General features: G+C 70.1%; 26 protein-coding genes. 13 read left to right on the top strand and 13 right to left on the bottom strand.

The features are described 5' to 3' along the window. Positions 1-262 precede the first annotated feature (262 nt). The 3 genes from J5X86_RS12245 to J5X86_RS12235 all read left to right on the top strand — a co-directional run bounded on the left by J5X86_RS12245 (position 263) and on the right by J5X86_RS12235 (position 2,917). Positions 263-493 carry a DUF6480 family protein gene (locus J5X86_RS12245; RefSeq protein ID WP_208516768.1) on the top strand — a complete coding sequence of 77 codons (231 nt, stop codon included), beginning with the start codon at positions 263-265 and terminating at the stop codon, positions 491-493. 203 nt (positions 494-696) lie between these two features. Continuing rightward, on the top strand, positions 697-1,710 hold the full coding sequence (locus tag J5X86_RS12240) for an iron-containing redox enzyme family protein (protein WP_208516767.1): 1,014 nt from the start codon (positions 697-699) through the stop codon (positions 1,708-1,710). A gap of 154 nt (positions 1,711-1,864) precedes the next feature. Continuing rightward, positions 1,865-2,917 carry an acyl-CoA dehydrogenase family protein gene (locus tag J5X86_RS12235; protein ID WP_208516766.1) on the top strand — a complete coding sequence of 351 codons (1,053 nt, stop codon included), beginning with the start codon at positions 1,865-1,867 and terminating at the stop codon, positions 2,915-2,917. Between the two features lie 84 nt (positions 2,918-3,001). On the opposite strand, the gene J5X86_RS12230 is transcribed toward J5X86_RS12235, so the two are convergent. The 4 genes from J5X86_RS12230 to J5X86_RS12215 all read right to left on the bottom strand — a co-directional run bounded on the left by J5X86_RS12230 (position 3,002) and on the right by J5X86_RS12215 (position 7,046). Next, complete coding sequence (locus tag J5X86_RS12230) at positions 3,002-3,526, bottom strand: hypothetical protein (RefSeq protein ID WP_243980146.1); 525 nt, start codon at positions 3,524-3,526, stop codon at positions 3,002-3,004. 168 nt (positions 3,527-3,694) lie between these two features. Beyond that, on the bottom strand, positions 3,695-4,561 hold the full coding sequence (locus tag J5X86_RS12225; protein ID WP_208516765.1) for a sugar phosphate isomerase/epimerase family protein: 867 nt from the start codon (positions 4,559-4,561) through the stop codon (positions 3,695-3,697). After that, positions 4,558-5,577, bottom strand: coding sequence for a Gfo/Idh/MocA family protein (locus J5X86_RS12220; protein ID WP_208516764.1), 1,020 nt, complete (start codon positions 5,575-5,577; stop codon positions 4,558-4,560). The genes J5X86_RS12225 and J5X86_RS12220 overlap by 4 nt, the downstream gene beginning before the upstream one ends. 35 nt (positions 5,578-5,612) lie before the next feature. Beyond that, the gene (locus tag J5X86_RS12215; RefSeq protein ID WP_208516763.1) at positions 5,613-7,046 is read right to left on the bottom strand and encodes a sugar porter family MFS transporter; all 1,434 of its coding nucleotides are present in this window, start codon (positions 7,044-7,046) and stop codon (positions 5,613-5,615) included. Positions 7,047-7,243: 197 nt separating this feature from the next. On the opposite strand from J5X86_RS12215, the gene J5X86_RS12210 reads away from it, so the two are divergent. After that, positions 7,244-8,257 carry a LacI family DNA-binding transcriptional regulator gene (locus J5X86_RS12210; RefSeq protein ID WP_208517009.1) on the top strand — a complete coding sequence of 338 codons (1,014 nt, stop codon included), beginning with the start codon at positions 7,244-7,246 and terminating at the stop codon, positions 8,255-8,257. Positions 8,258-8,399: 142 nt separating this feature from the next. On the opposite strand, the gene nac is transcribed toward J5X86_RS12210, so the two are convergent. After that, positions 8,400-9,299 carry a nitrogen assimilation transcriptional regulator NAC gene (gene nac, locus J5X86_RS12205; protein WP_078638353.1) on the bottom strand — a complete coding sequence of 300 codons (900 nt, stop codon included), beginning with the start codon at positions 9,297-9,299 and terminating at the stop codon, positions 8,400-8,402. Between the two features lie 222 nt (positions 9,300-9,521). Here nac and J5X86_RS12200 point away from each other — a divergent pair, with 222 nt between their 5' ends. From J5X86_RS12200 to J5X86_RS12170, 7 genes are all read left to right on the top strand, one after another. Next, positions 9,522-10,358, top strand: a complete 837-nt coding sequence (locus J5X86_RS12200) for a LamB/YcsF family protein (RefSeq protein WP_208516762.1) — start codon at positions 9,522-9,524, stop codon at positions 10,356-10,358. 1 nt (position 10,359) lies between these two features. Beyond that, positions 10,360-11,070 carry an allophanate hydrolase subunit 1 gene (locus tag J5X86_RS12195; RefSeq protein WP_208516761.1) on the top strand — a complete coding sequence of 237 codons (711 nt, stop codon included), beginning with the start codon at positions 10,360-10,362 and terminating at the stop codon, positions 11,068-11,070. After that, positions 11,063-12,049 (top strand): biotin-dependent carboxyltransferase family protein, encoded by a 987-nt coding sequence (locus tag J5X86_RS12190; protein WP_208516760.1) that lies wholly within the window; start codon positions 11,063-11,065, stop codon positions 12,047-12,049. The genes J5X86_RS12195 and J5X86_RS12190 overlap by 8 nt, the downstream gene beginning before the upstream one ends. A gap of 143 nt (positions 12,050-12,192) precedes the next feature. Next, a complete protein-coding gene (locus tag J5X86_RS12185; protein WP_243980144.1) occupies positions 12,193-13,443 on the top strand; it encodes an MFS transporter in 1,251 nt (416 codons plus the stop codon). 54 nt (positions 13,444-13,497) lie between these two features. Then, on the top strand, positions 13,498-14,241 hold the full coding sequence (locus tag J5X86_RS12180; protein ID WP_208516758.1) for an SDR family oxidoreductase: 744 nt from the start codon (positions 13,498-13,500) through the stop codon (positions 14,239-14,241). After that, a complete protein-coding gene (locus J5X86_RS12175; RefSeq protein ID WP_208516757.1) occupies positions 14,242-15,441 on the top strand; it encodes an aspartate transaminase in 1,200 nt (399 codons plus the stop codon). A 35-nt stretch (positions 15,442-15,476) separates the two neighbouring features. Further along, complete coding sequence (locus tag J5X86_RS12170; protein WP_208516756.1) at positions 15,477-16,151, top strand: 4-carboxy-4-hydroxy-2-oxoadipate aldolase/oxaloacetate decarboxylase; 675 nt, start codon at positions 15,477-15,479, stop codon at positions 16,149-16,151. Between the two features lie 21 nt (positions 16,152-16,172). Here J5X86_RS12170 and J5X86_RS12165 read toward each other — a convergent pair whose 3' ends face one another. After that, positions 16,173-16,460, bottom strand: a complete 288-nt coding sequence (locus J5X86_RS12165) for a YiaA/YiaB family inner membrane protein (RefSeq protein WP_043236392.1) — start codon at positions 16,458-16,460, stop codon at positions 16,173-16,175. A gap of 362 nt (positions 16,461-16,822) precedes the next feature. Here J5X86_RS12165 and J5X86_RS12160 point away from each other — a divergent pair, with 362 nt between their 5' ends. Further along, a complete protein-coding gene (locus J5X86_RS12160) occupies positions 16,823-17,698 on the top strand; it encodes an LLM class flavin-dependent oxidoreductase (RefSeq protein ID WP_208516755.1) in 876 nt (291 codons plus the stop codon). On the opposite strand, the gene J5X86_RS12155 is transcribed toward J5X86_RS12160, so the two are convergent. The 3 genes from J5X86_RS12155 to J5X86_RS12145 are packed head-to-tail and all read right to left on the bottom strand — an operon-like array spanning position 17,695 to position 20,939. Further along, positions 17,695-18,366, bottom strand: a complete 672-nt coding sequence (locus J5X86_RS12155) for a hypothetical protein (RefSeq protein ID WP_208516754.1) — start codon at positions 18,364-18,366, stop codon at positions 17,695-17,697. The genes J5X86_RS12160 and J5X86_RS12155 overlap by 4 nt on opposite strands. Next, positions 18,363-19,106 carry a MerR family transcriptional regulator gene (locus J5X86_RS12150; RefSeq protein WP_208516753.1) on the bottom strand — a complete coding sequence of 248 codons (744 nt, stop codon included), beginning with the start codon at positions 19,104-19,106 and terminating at the stop codon, positions 18,363-18,365. The genes J5X86_RS12155 and J5X86_RS12150 overlap by 4 nt, the downstream gene beginning before the upstream one ends. A gap of 33 nt (positions 19,107-19,139) precedes the next feature. Next, entirely contained in the window at positions 19,140-20,939 is a 1,800-nt protein-coding gene (locus tag J5X86_RS12145) for a right-handed parallel beta-helix repeat-containing protein (RefSeq protein WP_208516752.1), read from the bottom strand. 262 nt (positions 20,940-21,201) lie between these two features. Between J5X86_RS12145 and J5X86_RS12140 the strand changes: the two genes are divergently transcribed. Then, positions 21,202-22,212 carry a methyltransferase gene (locus J5X86_RS12140; protein ID WP_208516751.1) on the top strand — a complete coding sequence of 337 codons (1,011 nt, stop codon included), beginning with the start codon at positions 21,202-21,204 and terminating at the stop codon, positions 22,210-22,212. 150 nt (positions 22,213-22,362) lie between these two features. Here the strand turns inward: J5X86_RS12140 and J5X86_RS12135 are convergent, their stop codons facing one another. The 4 genes from J5X86_RS12135 to J5X86_RS12120 form a co-directional block, all read right to left on the bottom strand. After that, entirely contained in the window at positions 22,363-23,181 is an 819-nt protein-coding gene (locus tag J5X86_RS12135) for a class I SAM-dependent methyltransferase (RefSeq protein ID WP_078638341.1), read from the bottom strand. A 158-nt stretch (positions 23,182-23,339) separates the two neighbouring features. After that, positions 23,340-24,551, bottom strand: a complete 1,212-nt coding sequence (locus J5X86_RS12130) for a globin domain-containing protein (protein ID WP_208516750.1) — start codon at positions 24,549-24,551, stop codon at positions 23,340-23,342. A 124-nt stretch (positions 24,552-24,675) separates the two neighbouring features. Next, positions 24,676-25,125: an Rrf2 family transcriptional regulator gene (locus J5X86_RS12125; protein WP_208516749.1), complete on the bottom strand. Its 450-nt coding sequence runs from the start codon at positions 25,123-25,125 to the stop codon at positions 24,676-24,678. A gap of 93 nt (positions 25,126-25,218) precedes the next feature. Next, positions 25,219-26,331, bottom strand: coding sequence for an AI-2E family transporter (locus J5X86_RS12120; protein ID WP_208517008.1), 1,113 nt, complete (start codon positions 26,329-26,331; stop codon positions 25,219-25,221). Positions 26,332-26,578 lie beyond the last annotated feature (247 nt).

The raw sequence follows: 26,578 nt of genomic DNA, 5'->3' as shown, positions 1-26,578 counted from the left end.
CAGGTGTAAACCGGGCACGTCCCGGGCGACCGGGCCCGGGTGGAGGTCGCGGACGGGCACCTGGTGTTCCACACCACCGGCACGGCCTCGAACGCGAAGCAACCGTGACGCTCACGGTGGGCCGCGAACGCCACGCCGTGCCGGGTGCGATTTCCGCCGTATCGTGGGAAGAGTCCACCGGGGACAGCGCCTCGTACGGGTCGTGCGGGGTGGCGGGCCCCGGGTAGGCGGCGCCCCGAAGGCGGAAAGGAGCGCATCGGAGATGAATCAGCGAAACCCAGTCCCGGACCCCGAGCGCACTCCCGGACTACGGCCCAGCGTGGGCGTGCCCCCGGGGGAGACCCCACCGGCCGAAGACGGCCTCTCGGAAGCGGGCCCCCAGGAGACATACAACCCCACGAAAGGCTGGTCGACCGGCCCCACGATCATCATTTGGGCCTTTGTGGTGCTGTTCGCGGCCTTCTGCATCGCGTTCGCGATCGCCGTGCTGTAGGTGACCGGGGCGAGCTGAGGTGACCGCTCGCGGAACCCCGGCCGCGGTGGCGTCGTACGGACCGCCGGAGGGCCTTGTGCCGGTGTCTCTCTCGTTCCTCGCCACCGACTCATGGCCTCGCACGTCGTGTTCACCTTCCGGAGTGGCCGGGGCGGGGCCCGCCACGACAGGGACGGCCCGCCGCGACAGAGGTGGAAGGAACAGTGAGCGAAACGCGTCCGGCGAAAACGACCCGGCTGACGCCCCTGCCCACGGCACGGGGAGAGGTGTCCGGTGCGCTCGTCGACGCCCTCGTACGTGAGCCCGGCCGGGCGACACCGCCCGTCGGCCGGTCGCTCCGGGAGGCCGGCCCCTACGGCGAGGATCTGCAGCTAGCGCTGTACATGTGCTACGAACTCCACTACCAGAGCTTCTCAGGTGTGGACGACGCGTGGGAGTGGGACCCGGATCTGCTCCGTATGCGGCAGGCCCTGGAACGCCGCTTTCTGGATGCGCTGCGCTCCGATGCCACCACCCACGACGACCCGGACGCCGCCCTGGCCGGGCTGCTGGTGGAGCCGGCCGACGGGGCGGGCGTGTCGCACTATCTCCGGGACGAGGGTGAGCTGTGGCAGCTGCGTGAGTACATCGCGCATCGGTCGCTGTACCAGCTCAAGGAGGCCGACCCGCATGTGTGGGTCATTCCGCGGCTGCGGGGCCAGGCCAAGGCTGCGATGGCGGCGGTGGAGTACGACGAGTTCGGGGCCGGGCGCGGGGAGCGGGTGCATGCGGAGCTGTTCGCCGATCTGATGGCCGACCTGGCTCTGGATCCGACGTACAACCACTATCTGGACGCCACGTCGGCGCGGATGCTGGCGGTGGTCAACATGATGTCGCTGCTGGGGCTGCACAGGGCGCTGCGTGGCGCTCTGGTGGGACACTTCGCGACGGTCGAGATCACCTCCTCGCCCGCGTCCGACCGGCTGGCCCAGGCGCTGCGACGGCTGGGTGGGGGCGAGGCGGCGGTGTTCTTCCACACCGAGCATGTGGAGGCGGACGCAGTCCACGAGCAGGTCGTACGCCATGGGGTGATCGACGAGCTTCTGAAGCGCGAACCGGGACTGGCCGCGGACGTGGCGTTCGGCGTCGATGCCAGCGTGTTGCTGGAAGACCGCCTCGCCGAGGAGCTTCTGGGCGTCTGGCGGGAGGGCCGGTCCTCACTCCGCGTGCCGCTGTGATCCCGGCTGCCCCGCTTCCTCGGACTCCGGCCGCGCCGACCAGGGCCGCCGCCACCCCGACGCTCACGCGTAAGCTGCTCGACGCCGCAAAGCATCGCCCACGCCGACAAGCCGACGCATCACCCACGCCGACGAGCCAACGAAAGGAGCGGTCATGACCGCCCCGGCCCCGACGCTGATCGAGGCGGCCCGGTGCCTCGCCGACGAGGTGCTGGCGCCCGGCGCCGAGTCCGCCGACCGCGAGGGCGTCTCCCCGGCCACGATAGCCGAGGTCAAGAGGTCCGGGGTGCTCGGGGTGAGCGGCCCGGTGGCGTACGGCGGGGCGCAGGTGCCGGACGCGGTCGCCCGGGAGATCGCCGAAATCCTGGCCGGGGCCTGCTGCTCCACCTACTTCGTCCAGGCCCAGCACCACAGCCCGGTCAGGATGCTCGCAGCCGCCGACTCCCCGGCGCGCGAGCGGCTGCTGAGGCCGCTGTGCGACGGCACGCTGCTGTCCGGTATCGCCTTCTCCCATCTGCGGGCCTACCCTCGCAAGCCGGTGCGGGTCACCCGGGTCCCGGGCGGCAGGCGCTTCGACGGCCGGGTGCCGTGGTACACCGGCTGGGGCCTGAACGACGTGATGTTGCTCGCCGGGGTCACCGACGACGGCGAGGCGCTGTTCGCCTTCGCGGACGCCCGTGAGCAGCCTGGTCTGCGGCCCACACCGCAACTCCAACTGGCCGCGCTGACCGGCACCCGCACGGTAGGCCTGGAGCTGGACGGCCTGGTGGTGCCCGAGGAGGACGTGGTCTGGAGCCGTCCCTACGAGGAGTGGGCGATCGCGGACCGGCCGAAGAACACCAACCCCAACCCGGCCGTGTTCGGCGTGGCCGGGGCGGCCCTGGAACTGCTGGAGGCCGCCGGGGACGCGGAGGCGAAGGAGACGGCGCAGGTGCTGGGCGAGCGGCTGCGTGAGGTGCGCCGGGAGGCGTACGCGCTGGTGGACGAGGTTCCGGCGGGCGAGCGACTGGCGGACCGGCTCGCGGTGAAGACCCGGGCCTACGACGTGCTGCGCGCCGCCACCACCGCGGCGATCGTCGCGGGCGGCGGCCGGGCGTTCGGCCTCGGCAGCCCTGCCCAGCGGCTGGCCCGGGAGGGCCTGTTCCTGGTGGTGCAGGGCCAGACCGCCGACGTTCGCAGCGCCCACCTGCGGGCACTGCGTGGCTGATCCGCCGCCGCGGCCCCAGACGTGATCGGTGTGCCCCTGAGGCGGCCCGGCGGCCCGGCCACGTACGGTCCGCGCCCGCGCCGCCTACTTCAGGCCGGACGCCCCGAGGATCCCCCGGGTGGCCGTGTCGTCGAGGTGTCGGCCCAGTAGCAGCAGGATCTCCGTGCCGTGCCGCAACGTACCGCGTTCGAGTGAGCGCCGGGCACCGGTGTCCAGCTCATGCCACAGCAGGGGATCCGCGACCAGGACGCGCAGGTCGAGCGTCACCCGGTGGCCGTAGACGTCCCACAGGAGCAGGCGCGTGGCGATCCGGCCGTCCTGCCACACCCCGGCCAGGGCGTCGGTGCGCACCCGGCGGACGCGTACGAGCCCCCGTACCGTGAGCCAGCCGCCGCCCGCCGTCACCCGCGGTGGCCGCAATACGGTGAACACCACCACCGCGAGCAGCGCCCACAGATCGGCCCGCCCCACGGTGAGCCCGCCCGAGGCCCAGTCGAGCAGCGTCGTCACCCCACCGAACGCCAGCGCCAGACACACCGCCCACCGCGCGTCCGCACGCGGACGGCCGCCACGGGGCGTTCGGGCGGGCCCGCCCATCAGCCGTTCCATACGGGCACGCTAAGCGGGGCACAGGGCGGATGGAACGCACCCTGACGCTCCCCTTACGCCGCCGTGATGACCTTTAACGAGACTTTGGCGCTCCGCCGGTGCTTCCGCCGGTGCCTCCGCCAGTGCGAAGGTGGCCGGACCCGACGCAGCCGGTCCGGCCACCCCGTTTCACGCGGTGAACTCCTTGCGGATGCGGTTCAGCATGAAGGCGGAGGAGTCCCGGGCCCGCTCCTCCCAGGCGAAGACACAGGCGGTGGCCACGCCGTCGAAGTTCAGCTCGCGGAGGGTGCCGAAGAAGGTGTCCCAGTCAACTTCGCCCTGGCCGATGTCCAGGTGCTGGTGGATGCGGGCGGGGGTGCCGGGCGGGTTGAGGATGTAGCGCAGCCCGGAGGAGCCCTTGTGGTTGAAGGAGTCCGCGATGTGCACATGCTGGAGCTTGTCGCCCGCGTAGCGCATCATCGCCGCGATGTCCGCCGTCGGCTCGGCACCGGAGAGGTGGAAGGTGTGCGGAGCGCAGTAGAGGTAGTTCACCCAGGGCTTGTTGATGGCGCGGACCAGGTCGACGGCGGGAGTGTTCTCCTCGCAGAAGTCGTCCGGGTGGGCTTCGAGGTTGAGGGCGATGCCCTCGCGTTCGAAGAGCGGCAGCAGTTCCTCCAACGAGCGCCAGAAGGCGGCCTCGCTCTCGGCGGCGCGCTCGGGGCGGCCGTTGAACTCCGAGTTCATCAGCGGGCATTCGAGGTCGGCGGTGATCTCGATCATCCGCTTCCAGTAGCGGACGGCGGCCTGCCGCTCGGTCTCGTCGGGTGAGGACCACTTGTACAGCGGCAGCACGGAGGAGAGCTGGACACCATGCGTGCGCAGGGCGCGCTTCAGCGCCGCGACGCGCTCGTCGTCCGCCCGGGGGTGGCGGAAGAACGGCATGAAGTCGTCGCGCGGGGACAACTCGATGTAGCTGTAGCCGAGTTCGGCGACCGTGCGCACCATCTCGTCGAGCGGTAGCGCGCGGAGCATGTAGGGGTCGAGTGCGATCTTCACGAGGTGGCTCCGTAGAAGGCGGGTCGGGGCTTCATATCGACGGTGACGACCTGGCCGCCCGACTCCAGGGACTGGACGGCGGCGTCGGTGATGACGGTGGCGGCGTAGCCGTCCCAGGAAGACGGGCCGGTGGGCTCGGCGCCCGCCGCGACGGAGGCGACCCACTCGCCGAACTCGGTGTCGAAGGCATCGCCGAACCGGCCCTTCCAGTCCTGCAACACGGCGGTGCCGTGCCGCCCGGCGGTGCGGATGCCGACGGCTGCCGGGTCCGGCAGCCTGACCAGGCCGTCCTCGCCCACGGTCTCGCACTGGATGTCGTAGCCGTACTGGCAGTTGACGAAGACCTCCAGGTCGATGCGGACACCGTTCGCCGTCTCGAAGAGCATGATCTGCGGATCCTTGAGGTGGCCGAACCGTTTGCCGGTGGCGCGCGGGGTGATCACCTGGACCGAGCTGATCTCGTCGTCGAGTAGCCAGCGCAGTACGTCGATCTCGTGTACGGCCGTGTCCTGGGCCGCCATCGCGGAGACATAGGTGTCCGGCACGGTCGGGTTGCGATGCGCGCAGTGCACGATGAGCGGAGTGCCGATGGCGCCCGAGGTGAGCACGTCCTTCATCTGGCGGTAGCCGGCGTCGAAACGGCGCATGAAACCGACCTGGACGAGGCGGCGGCCGTGGGTGCGTTCGGCCTCCACGATGCGCAGACAGTCCTCGGCGGTGGTGGCGAGCGGCTTCTCGCAGAACACCGGCTTGCCCACCGCGATGGCGTTCAGTACGTGCTCCGCGTGGGTGGGGCCCCAGGAGGTGACGAGGACGGCGTCCACATCGGGGGAGTGGATCAGGTCGCTGCCGGTGGGCAGTGCGGTGGCGCCGACGCGGGTGGCCACCTCCGTGGCGCGGGCCTGGTCGATGTCGGTCACGGCGGTGACCGCGGCACTGGTGATGACTTCGGTGAGTCGCCGGATGTGGTCCTGGCCGATCATTCCGGCGCCGATGACACCTATATGTACGGTCATGGTTGATTCCTTCAGGAGCGGGGTCAGGAGCGGGGTCAGGAGAAACGTGTCCGGAGCTCGGCTTCGAGGACTTCGAGCGTGCGGCCCTTGGTCTCGGGGACGTAGAGCTTGACGAAGGTGAGGGAGAGCAGGCCCGCCACGACGAAAAGGAAGAAGGTGTTGGAGATCCCGATCCCGGAGACCAGGGACGGGAAGACCAGACCGATCACGAAGTTGGTCAGCCACAGCACCACGGCCGCGACACCCATGCCGAAGCCGCGCATCCGCATGGGGAAGATCTCCGAGAGCATCAGCCAGGTCACCGGGGAGATCGCGCCCTGCTGGAAGGCGAGGAAGGTGATGGTCATGGCGAGCACGGCGTACGCGCGTCCGTCGCCCGAGGGCAGCACCAGGGAGAAGACGCCGATCAGCAGCAGGGCGGCGGTGGTGCCGAGCTGGCCGGTCATCAGCATCGGGCGGCGGTTGACGCGGCCCAGCAGCCAGATGCCGACGAACGTGGCCAGCACCGAGATCACACCGTTGGCGATGTTCGCCGTCAGCGCGCTGTCCGAGGCGAAGCCGGCGTCGGTGAGGATCTGCGTGCCGTAGTACATGATCGTGTTCACGCCGGTGATCTGCTGCACGATCGCGATGCCGAAGCCGATGAACATCAGCTTGCGTACCCAGGGCGTGGCCTTCATGTCCTGCCAGCCGCCGAGTTTCTGCTGCTCCTCCTTGATGGCGAGCGCGGACACCTCACTCAGCTCGGCCTCGGCCCGCTGCTGGGAACGGACCTGTTCGAGAACGCCGAGCGCGTCGGTGAACCGGCTCTGGGAGGCCAGCCAGCGCGGGCTCTCCGGCATGACCAGCATGCCGAACCACAGCACGACGGCCGGAATTGTGGCCAGCACGAGCATCCAGCGCCAGACGCCGCCCGACTCGCCGCCCACCTGGGCGATGATCGCGTTGGAGGTGAAGGCCAGCAACTGGCCGCTCACGACCATGAGTTCATTGCGGGTGACCAGGGCTCCGCGCCGTTCGGCGGGTGAGATCTCCGCGAGGTAGACCGGTACGGTCACCGACGCCCCGCCGACCGCGAGGCCGAGGACGAACCGTGCCACGACCATGATCGCGGTGGTGGGGGCGAGGGTGCAGCCGAGCGCGCCGATGAAGAACAGCACGGCCAGGGCGAGGATGGTGCGCCGCCGTCCGCGTGCGTCCGACAGCCGGCCACCGGTGACCGCGCCGATGGCGGCACCCAGGAGGAGCGAGCTGGTGACCATGCCCTCGGTGACCGGGGTGAGGCCCAGGTCGTCGGTCATATAGGGCAGCGCGCCATTGATGACGCCGGTGTCGTAGCCGAAGAGGAGACCGCCGAAGGTGGCGACGACCGTGATGATCCGCAGCCGCCGGGAGACCGCCCGCGGAGCGGGGTCCGTGATGGCGGTGGCTGGTGTGGGGGCCTGTGTCGCGTCGTCCCTGACGTCCATGGCCGCCTCCTACCGGTTCGAGGGGAGGGGGAACGGTTGACTAGCGCGCTCTACTAGCGCGCTCTAGGCGAGTACGATGGTCCCTGTCCGAATGTCATGTCAATAGTTTGTTGCCGCGGGGTTTCACGACTGCCCGTAAGGTGGGCGGCGTCGGAGGGTGGTCACAGGTGGATGGATCGGGCAAGCAGCGGCCCACCATGGCGGATGTCGCGGAGAGAGCAGGCGTGTCCCGGGCGCTCGTCTCGATCGTCTTCCGCGATCAGCCGGGAGCGAGCCCGCAGACCCGCGACCGGGTGCTGCGCGTCGCCGACGAGATCGGCTACCGGCCCGACAGCGCGGCCCGCCTGCTGGCTCGCGGCCGCAGCCGCACGCTCGGCGTGATGTTCACCGTTCGCCAGCCCTTCCACGCCGACCTCGTCGAGGGCATCTACCCCGAGGCCGAGCGGCTCGGCTACGACGTCCTGCTCTCCGCGACCGCTCAGGGGCGCGGCGAGGCCAAGGCAGTCGAGGCGCTGCTCGGCCACCGCTGCGAGGCGGTGATCCTCCTCGGGCCCGACGCGCAGCCCGCGGACATCGACGCCCTGGGACACCGCACGGTCACCGTCTCCGTCGGCCGCCGAGTCCCCCACGCCAGCGTCGACAGCGTGCACACGGCCGAGGGCAAGGGCGTACGGCAGGCCATGGAGCACCTCGTCGAACTGGGCCACCGCCGGATCGTGCACATCGACGGCGGCCGCGGACCGGGCTCGGCCGAACGCCGCCGCGCCTACCGTGCGGCGATGCGCCGTCATGGCCTGGAGCCGGAACTACGGGTGATCCCCGGCGACCACACCGAGCAGTCCGGCATCGAGACGGGGCGACTGCTGCTTGACGAGCGCGACCACGGCCGGCCCCTGCCGACGGCGGTCCTCGCGGGCAATGACCGTTGTGCGATGGGGCTGTTGATGACCCTGACCCAGGCGGGCGTCGACGTCCCGCGCGATCTGTCCGTCGTGGGCTACGACGACAGCCACCTCTCCCATCTGATGCCGATCGGCCTGACCACGGTCCGCCAGGACGCGGTGCTCATGGCCGAGCACGCGGTGCGGTTCGCGGTGGAGCGGCTGGAGGGCAAGGCGCCGGAGCCGCGGGAGGCGGTGCTGGATCCGAAGCTGACGGTACGGGGCACCAGCGGACCGCCCCCGGAGGGCGTCGGCCCGGGAAATCGGTAAACGCTTTACGCATTTGCCGCTGCGGATTCCCGAAAAGACGCCAGTGAGGGCGCGATATAGCGACACATAAATGTTTCGTTGGCAGCACATAGATGTTTCGTGTGACGCCTTCGGCGGCCGGAATATGTGAACGCGATCCCGGCTAGCCGAAGTCAGTGATCAGTTCGTGAAACAGGTCGTGCACGGCGTGGGCGGGTTCCGACAGCGGCTGATGGTCGGAGGTGCAGAGGGACAGCTTGACCTGGATGGCCGGATCGACGATCCGCCGCACCTCCAGGTTCCGCACATCGAGGATGGCGCGCGCCGCCGACCAGGGCAGCACCGTCGCCCCGAGGTCGGCGCCGACGGCGCTGACCAGGGTCAGGACCGATTCGAGCTCACCGATCACCCGGGGCTGCAGCGACGCCTGCTGGAACGCGGCATCCACGACTTGGCGGATGGTGTGGATACGGCTGGGCAGGAGCAGCCCGACGTCGGCCAGCTCCTTCAGCGACACCTCATCGTCGCCACCCGGAGTGTTCGCGCCCGGCGCGGCGATCAGGAAGAGATCCTCGGTGCGCAGCGGCTCGAACTGCACCCCTCGCAGCGGACCGGCCCCGTAGATGAAGGCCATGTCCATCCGGCCGGTCATGATCGCTTCGCTGATGACCCCGCCGAAGTTCTCGTTGATGTGCAGCAGGATGTCGGGGTAGCGCTCGCGCACGCTCCTGAGCAGGGGCAGCGCAAGCGCCGCGCCCATGCTGTAGGGGGCCAGGCCCACCGAGACGCTGCCGGCCGGGGCCCGGCCGGACACGTCGACCGCCGCGTGTGCGAGATCGACCTGGCGCAGGATGAGCTGCGCGTGCCGGTACAGCGCACGGCCCGCCTCGGTCGGCGCCACTCCGCGCTTGCTGCGGATCAGCAGTTGCTGTTTGAACTGGGCTTCCAGCATGGAGAGTTGCTGGCTGAGCGCGGGCTGGGCGATGTGCAGGATGTCGGCAGCGCGCGTGATGCTCCCGGCGTCAACGATCTTCACGAATGAGTAAAGACGCCTGGTGTCCATGGATGGCCCTCCAGCCTCAGCGGAGTCTCATGGTAGGCCCACGGCGTCCGGCGGACGGCGACGCGTGTGGGCCAGGTCATATCGAGCGCTGATTACGTCACACGTAACGCCTATTTGCCGCCACCCGACAACGGGATTAGGTTCACCGAAACTCGGATTCCGGGCCGGACCCGAAATCGAAGAAGTGACGACGTCGCTTTTTTCCTTTGTCTGGAGGACGTCATGACGTACATGGTCGATCTCGTTGCAGATCTGGGCGAGGGGTTCGGCGCCTACACGATGGGTGACGATGAAGCGCTGCTGGACGTGCTGACATCGGCGAATATCGCGTGCGGATTCCACGCCGGAGACCCTCGGATCATGGACGCGACCGTCCGCCACTGTGTCCGGCGCGGTGTCGCCGTGGGCGCACACCCCAGCTTTCCCGATCTCGTCGGGTTCGGCCGCCGTGCGATGGACCTGACCCCGGACGAAGTCCGGACCGACATGCTGTACCAGATCGGCGCGCTGCGGGCGTTCGCCGCCGCGCACGGCACTCAGGTGCGCCATATCGCGCCGCACGGCCGCCTCGGCAACCTGGTGGCGACCCGGCCGGACTACGCGCAGGCGGTGGCCGAGGCCGTGGAGTCACTCGACCGGTCGCTGATCGTCCTGGCCCAGGACGGCGCGCTCGCCGACGCCGCCCGCGCCCGCGGCCTGCGGGTCGGCATCGTCGGGATCGCCGACCGGGCCTACCGCGACGACGGCACGCTGGTGCCCAGGAGCGAACCGGGTGCGGTGATCCACGACCCGGGGGAGATCGCCGAGCGGACCGTGCGGATGGTCACCGAAGGGGTGGTGCGCGGCGTCGGTGGCCGTGACCTCCCGGTCGAATGCGACACCGTGCTGCTGCACGGCGACACCCCTGGGGCGATCACGCTCGCGCACCGGATACGCCGCGAACTCCTCGCCGCCGGCGTGCAGATCACACCATTGGCAAACGTCCTGGACGCCAAGGCCGCCAACGCCGAGGCCGACGGCACCAGCGCCGCCAACACCACGGCCGGCAGGAGCGTCTGAGATGGGCGGCGACATCGTGATCGCGGACTGCGGTGATTCGGCCGTTGTGGTCAAGGCGACGGGTGGCACCGCCCGCGCCTGGCAGACCGTGCACGCTCTGGCCGACGCGTTCGAGGCGGCCCGGCCCGGCGGGGTGTACGGCATCGTGCCCACCTATGACTCACTGCTGATCGAGTTCGACTGTTTCCACACCGATCACACGACGGTACGGCGTGCCCTGCGGTACGAGGCCGACCGGCTCGGCGAAGGGACCCTCCTGACGACACCGTCCCGGCGCTTCGTGGTGCCGGTGGTGTACGGCGGTGAACACGGCCCCGATCTGCCCGTCGTCGCCGAGCAGTTGGGGCTGACCGAGCACGAGGTGGTGGCGTTGCATTCCGCCGCTCCGCTCACGGTCCGCTGCCTCGGAGCCCCGGCGGCGGCCCCGATGATGGACGGCCCCGCCTTCCCGAAGCCGGTCCCGAGGCTCGCCTCGCCACGGACGAGCGTCGTGCCCGGCTCGATCGCGGTGGCCGGACGGCAGGCCGTCATCTCACCCATGCCCTCACCCGGCGGCTGGCCGCTGCTGGGGCGTACGCCGCTGCGCGTCCTCGACCTCGACGCCGAACCACTGGCCCCGTACCGGCCCGGCGACACATTCCAGTTCGTGCCGATCGGCCCCGAGCAGTGGGACGAGTACGCCGGCACCCCCCTGGCGGCTGCCCATGGCTGACACCCTGACCGTCCACCGGGCGGGTCTCGCCACCGTGCAGGACCTCGGCCGCTTCGGCCACTCCCGCTACGGACTGCCGGTCAACGGAGCACTCGACCAGCATTCCGCCCGCGTCGCCAATGTTCTGGCCGGAAACGATGAGGCAGCGCCGCTGATCGAGGTCACCGCACTGGACTTCAGCTGCACTCCCTCGGCCGATGTGCTCATCGCGGTGACCGGCGCGCCCGCCGAGGTGACCGTGGGCGGCGTCCGGCGGAACCAGTGGGAGCCCGTGTCGGTACGCGCCGGGGAGACCATCGCCATCACCGGCATCCGGCTGGGCCTGCGGGTCTACCTGGCCATTCTCGGCTCGGTGGAGACCCCGTACCTGCTCGGCAGCTGCGCCCCCGACACGATCCTGGGCTTCGCACACTCCCTGCGTGGCGACGACGAGCTGGCCGTGCGCACACCCTGCCCGCCGATCGATCACCCGGTGTTCCGGATACCGCTGTTCCGGCTGAACGTGCCCGTGCCGCCCTTCGGCGACGCGTGGACGATCGATGTGACCGACGGGCCCGACCTCGAGGAGTTCGGCGACACCGCCGAGCGGCTGTTCCGGTCGGCGTTCACCGTGACCCCGCGCAGCAACCACATCGGGCTGCGCATGAGCGGCGACGTACCACGGCGGGTGGCGAGCGGCGAGCTGCTCTCCCGGGGAGTGCCCGTCGGCGCGGTCGAGGTGCCCGCCGGTGACGAACTGCTCGTCCTGCACCGCGGCCGCGGCGTCACCGCCGGCTACCCGGTGCTCGCCGTGGTGACGGCGACGGGTCTGTCCGCGCTCGGACAGGCCAGACCCGGCCAGTCCGTCCGGTTCCGGCGCCGCACGGTCGCCGACGCCGTGAGCGCCTACCGAGTCCAGCGACAGGCCATCCACGCGCTCAAGGCCCGCGTGCGCACGGCCTTCGACGCCCTGCGCATCCCCGTCCCCGCCACGCCGTAAGACCGTCTCCCCGTCCCTTCCCAGCTGTGAGTGTTCCGTCCCCGCCAGCCACACCGCGCCAGCAGAAAAGAGACATTATGGCCGCCGTCGCCGCTCAGCCGGTACCCAACACCGTTGATCCGAGAACCGCGCGGAAAGTGACCATGGCGGGATGCGTTGGCATCTTCGCCGAGCTGTATGACAACGGCATCTTCGGTTTCATGGCGGGCACCCTGGGAGTCGTCTTCTTCCCTGACGCGTCCAACGCGGTGCAGGTGCAGCTCGTCTTCCTCGGCTACGCCGTCTCGTTCTTCTTCCGCCCCCTCGGCGGCATCATCTGCGGCCACCTCGGCGACCGCATAGGCCGCCAGCGGATGCTCGTCTTCGTCATCATGCTGATCAGCGTCGCGACCGCGGCGATCGGGATGCTGCCCACGTACGCGAGTATCGGCATCGCGGCCCCCATCCTCCTCATCCTGCTCCGCGTACTCCAGGGCTTCTCGGTCGGCGGCGAGGCGTCGGGCGCGATGAGCTTCCTCGCCGAGCACGCCCCCGAGGGCAAGCGCGGGCTCTACACCAGCTACGCCCAGATCGCCTCGTTCCTCTCCCTGCTCACCGGCACGCTGATCGCCGCCGGCATGACCAGCGGCCTCGGGTCGGACGCCATGGAGTCGTGGGGCTGGCGGATCCCGTTCCTGCTCGCCGTCCCGCTGGGTATCGCGGGCCTCTACATCCGCAAGCGCATCAGCGACACGCCGAACTTCAACCGGCTGAAGGAAGAGGGCGGCCTCTCGAAGAACCCGCTCAAGGAGGCGTTCACCTCCCGTGAGCACCGTCGCGCGATGCTGCTCGCCCTGTTCATCCCGCTGATGAACGGCTCCGGCTACTACGTGCTGTTCAGCTACATGCCCACGTTCATGAGCACCGAGCTGCACTTCAGCAAGGTGCAGGGGCTCCTCGTCACCTCGACCAGCCTGGTGGCCATCTCCCTCGCCATTCCGTTCATGGGCAAGCTGTCCGACCGCATCGGGCGGAAGAAGGTCCTGTCGGGCGCCGCGGTCGCCATGGCCATCCTGGGCATTCCCTGTTACCTGCTCATCGGAACCGGCAACGTGGCGCTCGCGATTCTCGGCGCGTGCGTCATGGCCGTCGTCTTCGCGGGTCACACCGGCGTCATCCACATCCTGCTCGTCGAACTCTTCCCGACCCGGGTCCGCTACTCCGCCTACGGCCTTGGCTACAACGTCTCCTCGGCGCTCTTCGGCGGCACCGCGCCGCTGCTGATGACCTATCTCATCGCCCAGACCGGAAACGTCAACATGCCTGCCTTCTACGCGGTCATCACCGCCCTCGGCACGCTCATCGCGGTCTCCCGGGTGACGGACAAGGCACATCTGCCGCTGCGAGACGCGTAACGCCGGGCCGCTCCATCCGCATCACCCCATCAACCTCCAAGGAGTGAAGGCCACATGCCCTTTTCCGACTACAAGACCGCACTGGTGACCGGTGCCTCCACCGGAATCGGCGCCGAGGTCGTCGAACGGCTGACCAAGCAGGGCCTCGAAGTCCACGCCATCGCCCGCAACGCCGAGCGGCTCGACGACCTCGCCCGCCGCACCGGCTGCGTCCCGCACGCCGTCGACATCACCGACACCGCCGCGCTGACCGCCGAGCTCCAGGGCCTTCAGACCGACATCCTCGTCAACAACGCCGGGGTGTCCCGCACCGGGAACATCCTCACCGCCGACGAGTTCGCCGTCGACGAGCAGATCGCCGTCAACATCCAGGCCGTACTGCACCTGGTCCGGCTCGTCATGCCCGGAATGGTGGAACGGGACCTCGGCCACATCGTCAACATCAGCTCCATCGCCGCCGTCTACAACTTCGGCGGAAACACCATCTACCACGCCACCAAATCGGCCGTGCACACCCTCTCCCGGCAGTTGCGGGTGGACGGATACGGCCGTCGGATCCGCGTCACCGAGATCTGCCCCGGACGGGTGGAGACGGAGATCTTCGGCCGGCTCCTCGGCGACATGGAAGAGGCGCAGCGCAAGTTCTACGACGGCTATGAGTCGCTCAAGCCCGAGGACATCGCCGACGCCATCGAATTCGCCATCTCCTCGCCGCGCCACGTCAACATCGGCCATGTGGAGATCCTGCCCACCTTCCAGGTCCCGGGCGGGCTCAACTTCGAACGGAGGACCGACTGAATGAGCACCGCACAGCGCGTCGACCGCATCAAGCCCTCGCCGAGCACCGCGGCCGCCCAGCGGGTCCGCGAACTGAAGGCCCAGGGACGGCAGATCCTCGACCTCACCGTGGGCGAGCCCGACTTCGACACCCCCGACCATGTGAAGGCCGCCGCGATCGAGGCGATCCAGCGGGGCGACACCAAATACACGCCGGTCAACGGCACCGCGGAACTGCGCACCGCCATCGCCGGCCGGCTCCGGGAGCGGCACGGTCTCGACTACTCCGGCGACCGGATCGCGGTGGGCGGCGGCGCGAAGCAGATCATCTTCCTCGCGCTGATGGCCACCCTGGACGCGGGCGACGAGGTCGTCATCCCGGCGCCGTACTGGGTCTCGTACCCCGACATGGTGCTCGCGAACGACGGCACCCCGGTCGTCGTCCCCTGCCCCGAGGCCGAGGGCTTCAAGCTGACGCCCGAACGGCTGGCCTCCGCCCTCACCGACCGCACCCGCTGGGTCGTCCTCAACTCCCCGGGCAACCCGACCGGCGCCGCGTACTCGCCCGACGAACTGCGCGCCCTGGCCGAAGTGCTGCTCGCCCACCCGCACGTCCAGGTGCTCACCGACGAGATCTACGACGAGATCTGGTACGAGCCGGGCCAGGCGCACAGTCTCGCCGCCGTCGAACCACGGCTGGCCGAGCGGGTGTTCCTCACCAACGGCGTCTCCAAGACGTACGCCATGACCGGCTGGCGCATCGGCTACGGCGCGGGCAACACCGAGCTGGTCGGGGCCATCAACAAGCTCCAGTCCCAGATCTCCTCCTGCCCCTCCTCCATCAGCCAGGCCGCGGCCGCCGCCGCGCTCAGCGGTGACCAGGGCTTCATCCGCGACAGCGTCGCCGTCTACCGCGGCCGCCGCGACGCCGTGGTCAAGCTCATCAACGACATCCCCGGGCTGTCCTGCACCCCGCCGAGCGGCGGCTTCTACGCCTTCGTCAACTGCTCCGGCGTCCTCGGCACCCGCACCCCGTCCGGCCAGGAGATCGGCACCGACGAGGACTTCGCCGCCTATCTGCTGGAGGCGCAGCAGGTCGCGGTGATCCACGGCGCCGCGTACGGCTCCCCGGGCCACTTCCGTATCTCCTTCGCCACCTCGAACGACGTCCTCACCGCGGCCTGTGAGGGCATCGCCCGCGCCCGCGCCGACCTCTCCTGACTTCTCCTGACCTCGCCCGAAGGAGCCACCCCCACATGATCCGCGTCAACACCGCCTTCGACCGGCCCGATCCGGACCTGGTGAAGCAGCTGAGCGGCTACTCCGCCGCCACCATCCATGAGGCACAGGGCCGCCTGGGCGCCCTCGACTCGACCATCAAGCCGGTCGACCCCCAGATGTCCCTGTGCGGCCCCGCCTTCACCGTGGTCTGCGCGCCCCGCGACAACATCATGCTCCAGGTCGCCATCGCCCACGCCAGCCCCGGCGACGTCATCGTCGTCTCCGCCGGCGAATACGCGGAGGCGGGCTCCTTCGGCGACGTCCTGGCCAACGCGTGTGTGGCCAAGGGCCTCGGTGGCCTCGTCACCGACACCGGGGTGCGCGACACCCGGGAGCTGCGGGAGCTGGGTTTCCCAGTGTTCTCGTACAGCGTCAGCATGAAGGGCACGGTCAAGGAAACCATCGGCCCGATGGCCGAACCCGTCCTGATCGGTGGCGAGATCGTCCGCCCGGGAGACGTGGTGCGCGCGGACGCCGATGGCGTCGTCGTGGTGCGCCGCGAAGACCTGGCGGACGTCATCCGCAGCTCTCAGGCGCGTGTCGAGGCGGAAGACGCGTATATCGCCGATTACCGCGCCGGTAAGAGCGTGATCGAGGTCAGCCGGCTGGCCGAGGTGCTCGAGGCCAAGGGGCTGGTCATCGACGAGTAGTGGCGGACGGCCCGAGGGCGTTCAGAGCTTTTCGAAGGGGTCGTGTGCGGCGAGCAGCTTGTCCACTCGCGCCTGGTCGACCCGGCTGACGATCTGCCCGGCCTCCTGCCGGTCCCGGATCACCTTGGCCAGGGTGAACGCGGACGTCACCAGGTAGAGCACGGAGATGGCCAGGAAGCCGCGCACCCAGGCGTCGGCGCTCAGCTGGAAGATACCGACGGCGGTGGCGGCCATGGCGACGGCGAAGGAGGCGACCGCCTGGCCGTAGAACGCGGCCGTGCTCTGCTGCTTGACCGGTGTCTCACTCATGCGGACAAGAATCGGCGGATGCGGCGGTCCCCGCATCCGTCCGGATACTCAGAAGGTACTCAGAAATCGGGCGCCGCCGTCCGCCCGCCTGGGTCGGGCCGCGGGCCCCGCGCCCTTGCCGCTGTCGTTCACGGCGCCGCTCCGTCCGCCGTCGGGCTTGCCAAGCGGAACGGCGCTCCGTATCGTTACCGGAGCGCGGTTCCGCTTGCTCATGTTGTCAGAGCAGGGACCCGGCGACCGCACCACGCATGGCCACCACGCTTCCGCATCCTTCCGGAAGTCGGCCGGCCAGAAGCTGTTCCGCTTGAACCTCGGCAGCGCGTCCAGCCGCCGCTGCCGGTGCCGAAAGGACCGACGGCCCCATGCCACACACACCCCCGCCCCGTTTCGGGATCATGACCGCCCCCATGCAGGTCGACTACCACGACGTCCTGCGGGTCTGGCGCGAGGCGGACACGATCCCGGAGATCGAGCACGCATGGCTGTTCGACCACCTCATGCCGATCGGCGGCGACCCGGACGGACCGGCCTACGAAGGCTGGACGCTGCTCACGGCCCTCGCCGCCCACACCCGTCGGCTGCGGCTCGGCCTGCTGGTGACCAGCAACCGGTTCCGGCCGCCCGCGATGCTGGCCAAGATCGCCACGACCGTCGACATCGTCTCCGACGGTCGGCTGGAGTTCGGCATCGGCGTCGGCTCACGACCCGGCCACCCCCTGGCCCGGCGTGAGTACGCGGCACACGGCCTGCCCTTCCACGACACCGCGCACGCCGTGGGCAGCCTCGCCGAAGCCTGCACGGTGATCCGGCGGCTATGGACCGAGGAGAAGCCGTTCGACTTCCACGGCACCTATCACCAGCTCACCGGAGCGTTCGGCAACCCCAAGCCCGTCCAGCGTCCCCACCCTCCGATCGTCATCGGCGGACGCTCGTCCGCGACGCTGCGCGTGGTGGCCGAGCACGCGGACGTGTGGAACATGCCCGGCGGCGAGATCGCCGACGCCGTCAACCGCAGCGCACTGCTGGACCGCTACTGCGACGAGATCGGCCGCGACCCCGCCTCGATCACCCGGTCGATCGTCCTGTCCGTCTCCTACGACCAGCCCGGCGTCACCCGGGCCGCGATCGCGGAGGCGATCGACGCCGGTTTCTCGCACATCATCCTCGGCCTGGCGGCGCCCTACCCCGCCGATGTGGCACGGTGGGTCACCGACGAGCTCATCAGCGCGTCGGCCTAGCGGTTCTCAACACCGGCATCCGTCCGGACCCGGGTGAGCGCGGCGACCGCCTCCCGCGGATCGTCCGCGTGAAACCGGAGCGTACGGGCGAAGCCCTCCGCGCCGAGCGGTCGCCCGTACTTCACCGGTTCCGTCAGCTCCACCGTCACCGTGGTCTGGCTGCCCACCGCGAGGTCGAGCACCCCGTCCGCGCTCACCCGCACCAGCCGTCCGTCGGGGTAGCGCCGGTCGACCCGGGCGGTGGCGATGGTGGCGGCCGGAACCGGCAGGTCGAACAGTGCGCCGTACCGTATGCGCAGCGAGCCGTCCGGCCCCACGATGTGCGGCCGGACCACGCAAGCCGCGTGCAGGGCGAGGATCAGCACCACCCCGTACACGTCGATGACGAGCAGGACCGCGTGCACGGCCGGCCATGGGATCACCATCGCCAGTGCGACCGTCTCGATGACCGAGACGAAGACCATCGCGTACATCATGGCCGTCTGGGGTCCGGTGTAGGCGAAGGTCAGCGCCCCCTCGGGGATCTGGTGGCGGCGGCGCAGCACCCATAGAGCGAGGCTGTGCAGGGCCCGGATCTCGTGTGCGAGGAGCCGGTACACGACCACCGGGAGCAGGGTGTGCAGCGTGCCTCTCACCCGCGCCGCCGCCCGGGCGATCCGAGGACTCATGACGCCCTCCTGTCGTGCAGCCGGGCGGTCATCTGCGCCATCACCCGGCGCACCACCTCGGCCTGGGCGGGCGAGTAGTCGGCGAGAAGCGCCTGCCCGAAGCCGGTCGCCGTCGGGCCGTCTTCCGGGATGGCCGCCAGTAGCTCGTCCGGTACGGCGGCGACGAGGTCGTCGGCCAGTGCCGCGATCCGGGGATCGTCCGCCTCGGCCCCGTCCAGTTCGTCCAGCCGCTCGTACAGGGGGAGTATGGCGGGGTCCTCGGCCAGTGGCCGCAGCGCCGCGTACACCGCGTCCCCGCCGACGATCCCGTCCATAAGGATAAGGTGCTCGCGGTCCTTGGCGGCGGCCGGCGAGGCGGTGGCGGGCGCACCCTTCAGGAGCTCGATGAGCGCGGGGGAGAGCGGCGCGTCCGGCGTGAGCGGGCCCTCCAGAAGCGCTTTGAGGACCCTGCGGCGCTGCTGGATCTCGTGTTCCTGGCGCGCTAGGTCGGCGTCCAGCTCGCCCAGCACTTCGGCCAGTTCGCGCCCGGCGTCGTCCGCGAGGACGTCCCGCACCTCGTCCAGGGCGAGCCCGAGCTCGGTCAGCCGCCGGATCCGGGCCAGCAGAATGACGTCCCTGAGGCTGTAGACACGGTATCCATTGGCCCGCCGCTGGGGCTCGGGCAGCAGGCCGATGTGGTGGTAATGCCGCACGGTCCGGGAGGTGACTCCGACCAGCGCGGCGATTTCTCCGATGCGCATGATGCCAGTAGAAACCCTGCCGCTGCGGCAAGGTCAAGCGCGGCCGTGGCCTGCCCGGGCTTCGCCCGGCGGGCCCTCGACGGCGCCGATATCGGGGCGGCCGAGGTAGAGCGGTGCGCCCCCGTAGTCGCGGCCGCCGTTGTCCGGGACGACGGTGCCGTTGCCGATCAGCGGTGAGCCCGGCCGGGGAGCGAAGCCCAGCGCGGTGCGCAGCCGCGGGCCGCTGTCGGCCGTGCCGTACGGCCCGGACACCGCCGGGTTCACCAACAGCGGGTCGCCCGTGCGCGCGGTGGTGTCGGTGGCGGGAACGGGCAGTGGGGCACCGCCGTAGAAGTTGTTGGCGTAGCGGATGGTCGGGCTGGTGGTCAGGCTCGCGTCGGCGACCGCCGAGGAGAAGGCGTTGTCGTGCAGGTCGTAGCGCGCGTTCAGGGAGGAGCCGTAGCCGTAGACGAGGTACCGGCTCGCCGGATTGTGCACCGTGTTGTTGTACACCTCGGCCGAAGCGGCCCGGTCGGAGTGCAGATAGAGCGGATACCGGGAGTTCCCGCTCAGGATGTTGTACCGCACCACGACATCGCCGAAGGAGAACTGGCACAGCAGAATGCCATCGCCGTTGTCGTGCACGAAGTTGTACTGGATCCGGACCCGCGTGGTGCCCTTGTCGGCGTCGATGCCGTTGGAGTCGGCGCCCCCGGCCTTCTGCTCCGTCCGGTACACCTCATTGCGCTGGATCACGACATTGTCCGCGTAGTACGCCTCGATGCCGGAGGTCCCCGCCTGGTCGACCACATTGTGGTCGACCACGGCGCCGCGCACATTCGTCAGATACATCGCGTTGCAGCCGTAGGGCGTCCCGCCCTGGGAGATGAAGTTGTTGCGGATCGTGATGTCCGTATGCGGGGTGAAGACGGTGTCGGCGGCCGAGGTCCGGGTGCCCCATCCGGTCGGCACCGCCACGGGGGCGCCGTTCGCGTCCTTCGCGTCGCCGGTGTACTGCTTGACGACGATGCCCGCGAACGAGGTGTCGCGCACCGTGGAGTTCTGCACCCGGATGTCGTGGAGCACGGTGGCGGCGGACGGCGGTGCGGTGATGTCGGGGACGGTCGTGTCGAACACGATCCCCCCGGTGCGTTTCGACCGGTCCCATCCGGTCTTGAAGCGCACCCCCGGGGCGTTGCCGGAGACATCGCCGCTGATCCAGTTGACCTCACCGGTCACATCATGGACATCGACGCCGTCGACGAGGAAGTGGTCCAGCCGGCGGGCGCTGTCCCCTGAGACATGGATGCCGCGCAGATCCCGCAGATTCTCGCCCGGAGTCCCGGTCGCGGGCGCATCGTTGCTGACGTCCAGGTCGCGGATCTCCCAGTACTCCTGGTTGAACAGCCGCACCGCGTCATCGACGGTGCCCTCCCCGCGGATTTGCGGCTTGGGCCCCGAGCCGTAGCTGTCGATCACGATCGGACGGTTCTTCTCGCCCGAGCCCTTTGGCCACAACTGGCCCTTCCAGGAGCCACCGGCCTTCAGCAGGATGCGGTCCCCGGCCCGGAAGGTGGTCCGGCCGACGCGGTCGAGGCTGCGCCAGGCCCTGGCGGCGCTGGTGCCCGACGCTCCGTCGTCCCCGGAGCGGGAGTCGACGTAGTAGGTGGTGCCCTTGGCGGCGGGGGCGGCGGGGGCGGCGGGGGCGGCGGGGGCGGCGGGGGCGGCCTGCGCGGCTTGTGCGGCTTGTGCTGCGGTGGGGTGCGCGACCAGCGTGGCCGCGCCGAGGGCGGCGGCCGCGAGAAGGCCGAGCGGCCGCCGGCTGAGTCTGACGGATCGTCGTCCAGGTGTCATTCGTCGAATAGAAAGCGCTGTCGCAGCCAGTGTCAAGGGCCTGGATGAGAGTGCGCGAGGTTCACGCAGTACAAGGGGGAAATCGCTTTCTTTGACAGGGTCCCATGGTGGCCCTCGCACGGCGGTCGGGGCGGGGCCGTGGCTCTCGTCCGGCCGTCCGGCGGCGACCCGTGTAGGGGGCAACGGCACGGTAGCGTAAGGAGGTCGAAATACGGTCAGGTGCGGTGAGAGCACACATCCGGGGAAACAGTGAGGGAGCGTAATGCGGCACGAGATCAGCCCCGAGCCCATACTTCAGGTCGGGCTCGGCTTCATGGCGTCGAAGGCACTGCTCACCGCGGTGGAACTGGATCTGTTCTCCCAGCTCGCGGAGGGCCCCCGCACGGGCGGTGACCTGGCCGAGGCGCTCGGACTGCATCCGCGCGGCGCCGCCGACTTCCTCGACGCGCTGGTCGCCCTCGGGTTCCTGGAGCGATCCGGCGGCGTGTACCGCAACAGCCCGTCCGCCGACACCTTTCTCGACCGCAAGAAGGCCACCTATGTCGGCGGCATCCTGGAGATGGCCAACAGCCGGCTGTATCCCTTCTGGGGGTCGCTCACCGAGGCGCTGAGAACAGGCGAACCGCAGAACGAGCACAAGCACGGCGGCGACGTATTCGACGGCATCTACCGAGACCAGGAGGGCCTCGAGGGATTCCTGCACGGGATGACCGGGCTCAGCATGGGCAAGGTCCTGGTGATAGCCGAGCGGTTCCCCTGGGCCGACTACCGGACGGTGCTGGACGTCGGGGGCGCGGTGGGCTGCCTTCCGGTGGCGGTGGCCCAGCGTCACCCCCATATGAGCGGCGGTGTCTTCGAGCTGCCCCGGGTGCGGCCGGTCTTCGAGAAGTACGTGGCGTCCTTCGGCCTGGAGGGCCGGCTCGCCTTCCACGCAGGCGACTTCTTCACCGACGACCTGCCCGGCGCCGATGTCATCGTGCTGGGCCAGATCCTGCACGGGTGGGGCCTGGAGGAGAAGCGGCTACTGCTGAAGAAGGCGTACGACGCGCTGCCCGACGGGGGAGCGGTCCTCGTCTACGACGCCATCATCGACGACGACCGCAAGGAGAACACCTTCGGTCTGCTGGCGAGCCTGAACATGCTCATCGAGACCCGGTCCGGCTTCGAGTACACGGCCGCCGACGGCCGCGCATGGATGACGGAGGCGGGATTCCGCAGCAGCCGGATCGAACCGCTGACGGATGGCTACTCCATGCTGGTGGGCATCAAATAGCGGTCACATGGTCGCCTGGCCCGTAGGCGCCACATGGCCGCCCGGCCCGGAAGCGGTCACACGGCCGCCCTGCCCGTAGCCGTCACGCATCCGCCCGGCCCGGCGCCGGAGCCACCCGGCGCCGGGCAAACGCTCCCTCGCCCCGAGCCGCTAGAAGCGGTAGCGCAGGATCCGTCCCACATCCCGGAAGCCGGGCAGATGCGCCATCACCCGCATGCTCATCCGGCCGGAGGTGGGCATCTTCTCCACCCCCGGCATGTCCACGCTGCGCACCGCGTCCAGGCAGGTCAGCCCCGGGTGCCAGGTCTCGACCTCATGGGGGTCGTCCAGACCCCAGTGGAGTGTGGCGCCCGCGTTGCGCACCGCGGGGACCATCTTCTGGAGCCGGATGCCCAGCGGCCCGTAGACATCGAAGAGCAGCTGGCCGCTGGGGAATCGCTCGGTGATCCGCTGGATCAGCCGCTTGCCGTCCTCCTTGCGCAGATACATCGTCAGTCCCTCGGCGACGACCACGGTGGGCCGGTCGTCGGGCACCTCGCGCAGCCACGCCTCATCGGTCACGGAGGTGCCGACCATCTCGTAGTTCCCCGACGGCTCGGGAAGCAGCCTCCGCCGCAGATCGATCACCTCGGGGTAGTCGATGTCGAGCCAGCGCACCGACGAGGGCGGGTCGAGGCGCTGCACCCGGGTGTCGAGACCGCAGGCGAGATGGAGCACGGTCGCCTTCTGATGCCCGGCCAGGAACTCCATGGCCCAGTCGTCGAGCTGTTTCGCCCTCAGGGCGATGCCGACCGCCGTCGTGTCCGTCATCCCCGTTTTGCTGAAGTCGTAGGCCACACGCTCCACCGCCTCGCGGGCCGCGTGGTCGTGCAGGATGGAGTCCGGTGAACGGCTGTCGACCGCCCTGCCGTACAGCGTGGCGAGCAAGGTTTCCTGAGCGCCGCTGAGAGTGATCTTTTCGCGATCCATGGTTCCTCGTCGATGTGGGGGTACCGGACGGAACATTCCGCATGGTTGTGTACGGAACGGACAGAACCCGTGTCCGTACGGTCCCACGTTCCCCCGGGCAAAAGCGACCGGCCTCTGGGCCATTCGAGTTCATCCGGCCAACATCAGGGGGCCGGGCGTCAGTGACCCTCGCCGTCGCCCCGCGGCAGCCACAGATCGGGCCCGAAGACCTCATAGTGGATCGCGGAGGGGTGCACACCGCGTTCCAGCAGTTGGGTCCGCACCGACCGCATGAAGGGCAGCGGCCCGCACAGATACGCCTGGACGCCGTCCGGGATCCCGATCCCGGACAGGTCGACGTGGCCGGTGCGCTCGGCCGGCCAGTCACCCTCGGGCCGCTCGTACCATACGTGGGCGGTGCCCTGCGCCAGCTTGGTGACCAGCCGCTCCTGGTCGGTGCGCAGGGCGTGGTCGGCGGGGGAGCGGTCGGCGTGGACGGCGATGACCGGGGCCTGATGACCTCTGGCCGCCAGCTCCTCCAGCATGGCCACGATCGGGGTGCAGCCGATTCCCGCGGAGGCGAGCAGCAGCGGCGCGTCCGTGGCGTCGAGCACGATGTCGCCGTAGGGCGCGGAGACGGTGAGCGCATCGCCCTCGTGGACGTGGTCGTGCAGATGGCCGGAGACCTCACCGGCCGGGTCCTCGCCGGCGTCCACGCGCTTGACGGAGAAGGTGCGCACCGTGGCGTCGGGGGCGTTGGTCAGGCTGTACTGGCGGATCTGCCGTGCCCCGTCGGCCAGTTCCACCTGCACCGAGATGTACTGGCCCGCTCGGAACGCCGGGGCGGGGCGACCGTCCGCCGGCCGTATCCGGAAGGTGACCACATCCGCGGTCTCCCGGGTCCGCTCGACCACTTCCCACTGCCGCCAGGTCCCGCCGGTCAGCGCTCCCTGCTCCGCGTACAGCCGCCGCTCGGTCTCGATCAGGGCGTTGGCCATCAGCCAGTAGACCTCGTCCCAGGCGGCGATCACCTCCTCGGTGGCCGCGTCGCCGAGCACCTCCGCGATGGCGGCCGACAGATGACGGTGCACCACCGGATACTGCGCGGCGCTCACCCCGAGCGAGGCGTGCTTGTGGGCGATCCGGCTCAGCAGGGTGTCGGGGCGGACGCCAGGCCGCTCCACCAGGGCGGTGGCGAACGCGGCGACCGCGCCCGCGAGAGCCTGCCGTTGCGTGCCCGCGGCCTGGTGGGCCCGGTTGAACAGATTCCGCAGCAGTTCGGGGTGGGCCGCGAAGAGCTTCCGGTAGAACAGGTCGGCGATGGTGCCGATGGCCTCACCGACGGCGGGAAGCGTGGCGCGGACGGTCTCGGCGGACTTCTGGGAGAGCATGAGCGGGCCTAACTGGTATCTCAGATTCGCATTCAATGGCGTGGGTGAAGCGGGCATGGCGACCTCCGTGGCATCACGGCTCAGTGGGACGGGGCCCGGGGTTCGCGCCCCGGACAGGGTGGCCTCACCGGGAAAGACCGGGTGTGCGCCCGACCAGGCCCAGCAGCACCGGGCCGGTCGGGGACGCCACCAGATCGTCCACCGTCAGGGGATCGAGCGAGGCGAGGAACACCTCCTGTGCCCGGCGCAGCGCCATGCGCAGCCGGCACCCCTGCCGCAGCGGACACGGCGTATCCCCCTCGCAGTCGACGACATCGCCGACCCCTTCGAACTCCCGGACCAGCTGGCCGACCGAGGCGGTACGCCCGGTCGCGGTGAGCGCCAGCCCACCGCCCCGACCGCGCCGTGTCTCGATCAGGCCCAAGTGCTGGAGCCGGGCCGCCACCTTGGCCAGATGGCTGTAGGGCACCTGCATCTCCCCGGCGACCTGCCGGGCGGTGCAGGGCTCGGCTCCGGTAACCGCCAGCCGCATGATCGTACGGAGCGCCAGGTCCGTTGACTTCGTCAGCCGCATGACGCCACCTTAGATGAATACGAATCTAAGATGCCATTTATATGGGCGTGTTTCCGGCCACGGACGCGTGGGGTGTTCCGGCCCCCGCGCCCATCAGGCTTCGTCGGGCGGTCGGCGGCGCAACGCCCGCGTCACCGACCAGGCGACGGACACCATGGGCACCGCCACGACCGCCCCGATCACCCCCGCGACGATGCTTCCGGCGATGACCGAAATCGCCACCACCACCGGATGGAGCCGTACCGCCCAGCTCATCACCAGCGGATGCAGTACATGGCCCTCGAACTGGCCGACCGCCACGATCAGCAACAGCACCACGGCCGCGATGGCCGGACCCCGCCCGGCCAGAGCCACCACCGTCGCCACCGCCAGCGCGATCGGCGAACCGATCAGCGGAACGAACGTCGCGAAGAAGACCAGCAGCGTCAGCGGCAGGGCCAGCGGCACCCGCAGCAGGGACAGGGCGATGCCGACCAGGGCCGCGTTGGAGGCCGCCACGACGATGATGCCCCGGGTGTATCCGGCGAAGGTGGTCCACGCCGCCCGCGCCGCCCGGTCCCACGGAGACCGGGCGCGCTCGGGGAGCTGGCCCCGGAACCACCGCCACATCCGGTCCCCGGAATGGATGAAGAAGACCGAACAGAACAGGGCCAGGAACAGCGCCGTGCCCGCCTCCACGACCCGCCCCGCGCTGCTGAGCGCCCTGCTGATCAGCGTCGCGCGATGCCGCGACGCAAAGGAGGTGACCTTGTCGTGGGCCCCCGACAGCACGCCGCGCCGGACATGGAACGGCGGCCCCTCCAACCACCGCTCGATCCGGCCGATCCCGCCGCGCAGCTCACCCACGAGCCGGCCCGCCTCCGCGGCCGCCGCGTTTCCCACCAGCGCCAGCAGCCCGAGCACCACGAACAGTGTGCCGAACACCGCCAGCGCCACTGCCAGCGGCCTCGGGAAAACGCGGGCCAGCAGATCGGCCAGCGGCCGCAGCAACGCGGTGGCCACCAGCGCGAGAAACACCGCGACCGCGACGAGCTCGAACCGCCCCAGCACCGAGAACGCCAGATAGGCGGCCACCCCGATGACCATCAGCCGCCATGCGTAGGCGGTGGCCAGGCGCAGCCCGGGATGGACCCGCCCGCCCTCGTCCCCCGCCCGGCGCACCGCCGCCGCCAGGGCCGCGGAGCCGGAGTGGCGGGCCCGCGCCACCGCCCGCGAGGCACGCCCCGCGGGGCCGCCGGTCACACCACGCCGAGTGCGTCTGCCCCGCCCTTTCGGTCGCTCGGGCGGGGGAGGAGCGTCGCTGCTCACGTCGGCGCCACCGCCTTCCGGGTCCCGGTCCTGCGCGGCGGAAGAGGAGGGTGATTCATCCCCATACGTACAGATTCAATCAGGGCGGCTGTCCGGGCGCCGGAACACCTCTCCCCGGCGCGGCGGCCCCACCCCGCCCCCTGCC

This window comes from Streptomyces sp. NEAU-YJ-81, from assembly GCF_017592595.1.
Taxonomy (GTDB): domain Bacteria; phylum Actinomycetota; class Actinomycetes; order Streptomycetales; family Streptomycetaceae; genus Streptomyces; species Streptomyces hygroscopicus_B.
The sequence above is the reverse complement of the archived record's forward strand: the minus strand, read 5'-3'. Positions and strand labels throughout refer to the sequence as shown.

Bases quoted from the DNA above. Each gene is read 5' to 3' on its own strand.
- J5X86_RS12160 (WP_208516755.1), top strand. From the start codon at position 16,823: ATGCCACACACACCCCCGCCCCGTTTCGGGATCATGACCGCCCCCATG.
- J5X86_RS12175 (WP_208516757.1), top strand. From the start codon at position 14,242: ATGAGCACCGCACAGCGCGTCGACCGCATCAAGCCCTCGCCGAGCACC.
- J5X86_RS12145 (WP_208516752.1), bottom strand. From the start codon at position 20,939: ATGACACCTGGACGACGATCCGTCAGACTCAGCCGGCGGCCGCTCGGC.
- J5X86_RS12170 (WP_208516756.1), top strand. From the start codon at position 15,477: ATGATCCGCGTCAACACCGCCTTCGACCGGCCCGATCCGGACCTGGTG.
- J5X86_RS12210 (WP_208517009.1), top strand. From the start codon at position 7,244: ATGGCGGATGTCGCGGAGAGAGCAGGCGTGTCCCGGGCGCTCGTCTCG.
- J5X86_RS12130 (WP_208516750.1), bottom strand. From the start codon at position 24,551: ATGCTCTCCCAGAAGTCCGCCGAGACCGTCCGCGCCACGCTTCCCGCC.
- nac (WP_078638353.1), bottom strand. From the start codon at position 9,299: ATGGACACCAGGCGTCTTTACTCATTCGTGAAGATCGTTGACGCCGGG.
- J5X86_RS12230 (WP_243980146.1), bottom strand. From the start codon at position 3,526: ATGGAACGGCTGATGGGCGGGCCCGCCCGAACGCCCCGTGGCGGCCGT.
- J5X86_RS12150 (WP_208516753.1), bottom strand. From the start codon at position 19,106: ATGCGCATCGGAGAAATCGCCGCGCTGGTCGGAGTCACCTCCCGGACC.
- J5X86_RS12220 (WP_208516764.1), bottom strand. From the start codon at position 5,577: ATGACCGTACATATAGGTGTCATCGGCGCCGGAATGATCGGCCAGGAC.
- J5X86_RS12185 (WP_243980144.1), top strand. From the start codon at position 12,193: ATGGCGGGATGCGTTGGCATCTTCGCCGAGCTGTATGACAACGGCATC.
- J5X86_RS12235 (WP_208516766.1), top strand. From the start codon at position 1,865: ATGACCGCCCCGGCCCCGACGCTGATCGAGGCGGCCCGGTGCCTCGCC.
- J5X86_RS12195 (WP_208516761.1), top strand. From the start codon at position 10,360: ATGGGCGGCGACATCGTGATCGCGGACTGCGGTGATTCGGCCGTTGTG.
- J5X86_RS12200 (WP_208516762.1), top strand. From the start codon at position 9,522: ATGACGTACATGGTCGATCTCGTTGCAGATCTGGGCGAGGGGTTCGGC.
- J5X86_RS12140 (WP_208516751.1), top strand. From the start codon at position 21,202: ATGCGGCACGAGATCAGCCCCGAGCCCATACTTCAGGTCGGGCTCGGC.
- J5X86_RS12125 (WP_208516749.1), bottom strand. From the start codon at position 25,125: ATGCGGCTGACGAAGTCAACGGACCTGGCGCTCCGTACGATCATGCGG.
- J5X86_RS12245 (WP_208516768.1), top strand. From the start codon at position 263: ATGAATCAGCGAAACCCAGTCCCGGACCCCGAGCGCACTCCCGGACTA.
- J5X86_RS12180 (WP_208516758.1), top strand. From the start codon at position 13,498: ATGCCCTTTTCCGACTACAAGACCGCACTGGTGACCGGTGCCTCCACC.
- J5X86_RS12215 (WP_208516763.1), bottom strand. From the start codon at position 7,046: ATGGACGTCAGGGACGACGCGACACAGGCCCCCACACCAGCCACCGCC.
- J5X86_RS12165 (WP_043236392.1), bottom strand. From the start codon at position 16,460: ATGAGTGAGACACCGGTCAAGCAGCAGAGCACGGCCGCGTTCTACGGC.
- J5X86_RS12135 (WP_078638341.1), bottom strand. From the start codon at position 23,181: ATGGATCGCGAAAAGATCACTCTCAGCGGCGCTCAGGAAACCTTGCTC.
- J5X86_RS12190 (WP_208516760.1), top strand. From the start codon at position 11,063: ATGGCTGACACCCTGACCGTCCACCGGGCGGGTCTCGCCACCGTGCAG.
- J5X86_RS12155 (WP_208516754.1), bottom strand. From the start codon at position 18,366: ATGAGTCCTCGGATCGCCCGGGCGGCGGCGCGGGTGAGAGGCACGCTG.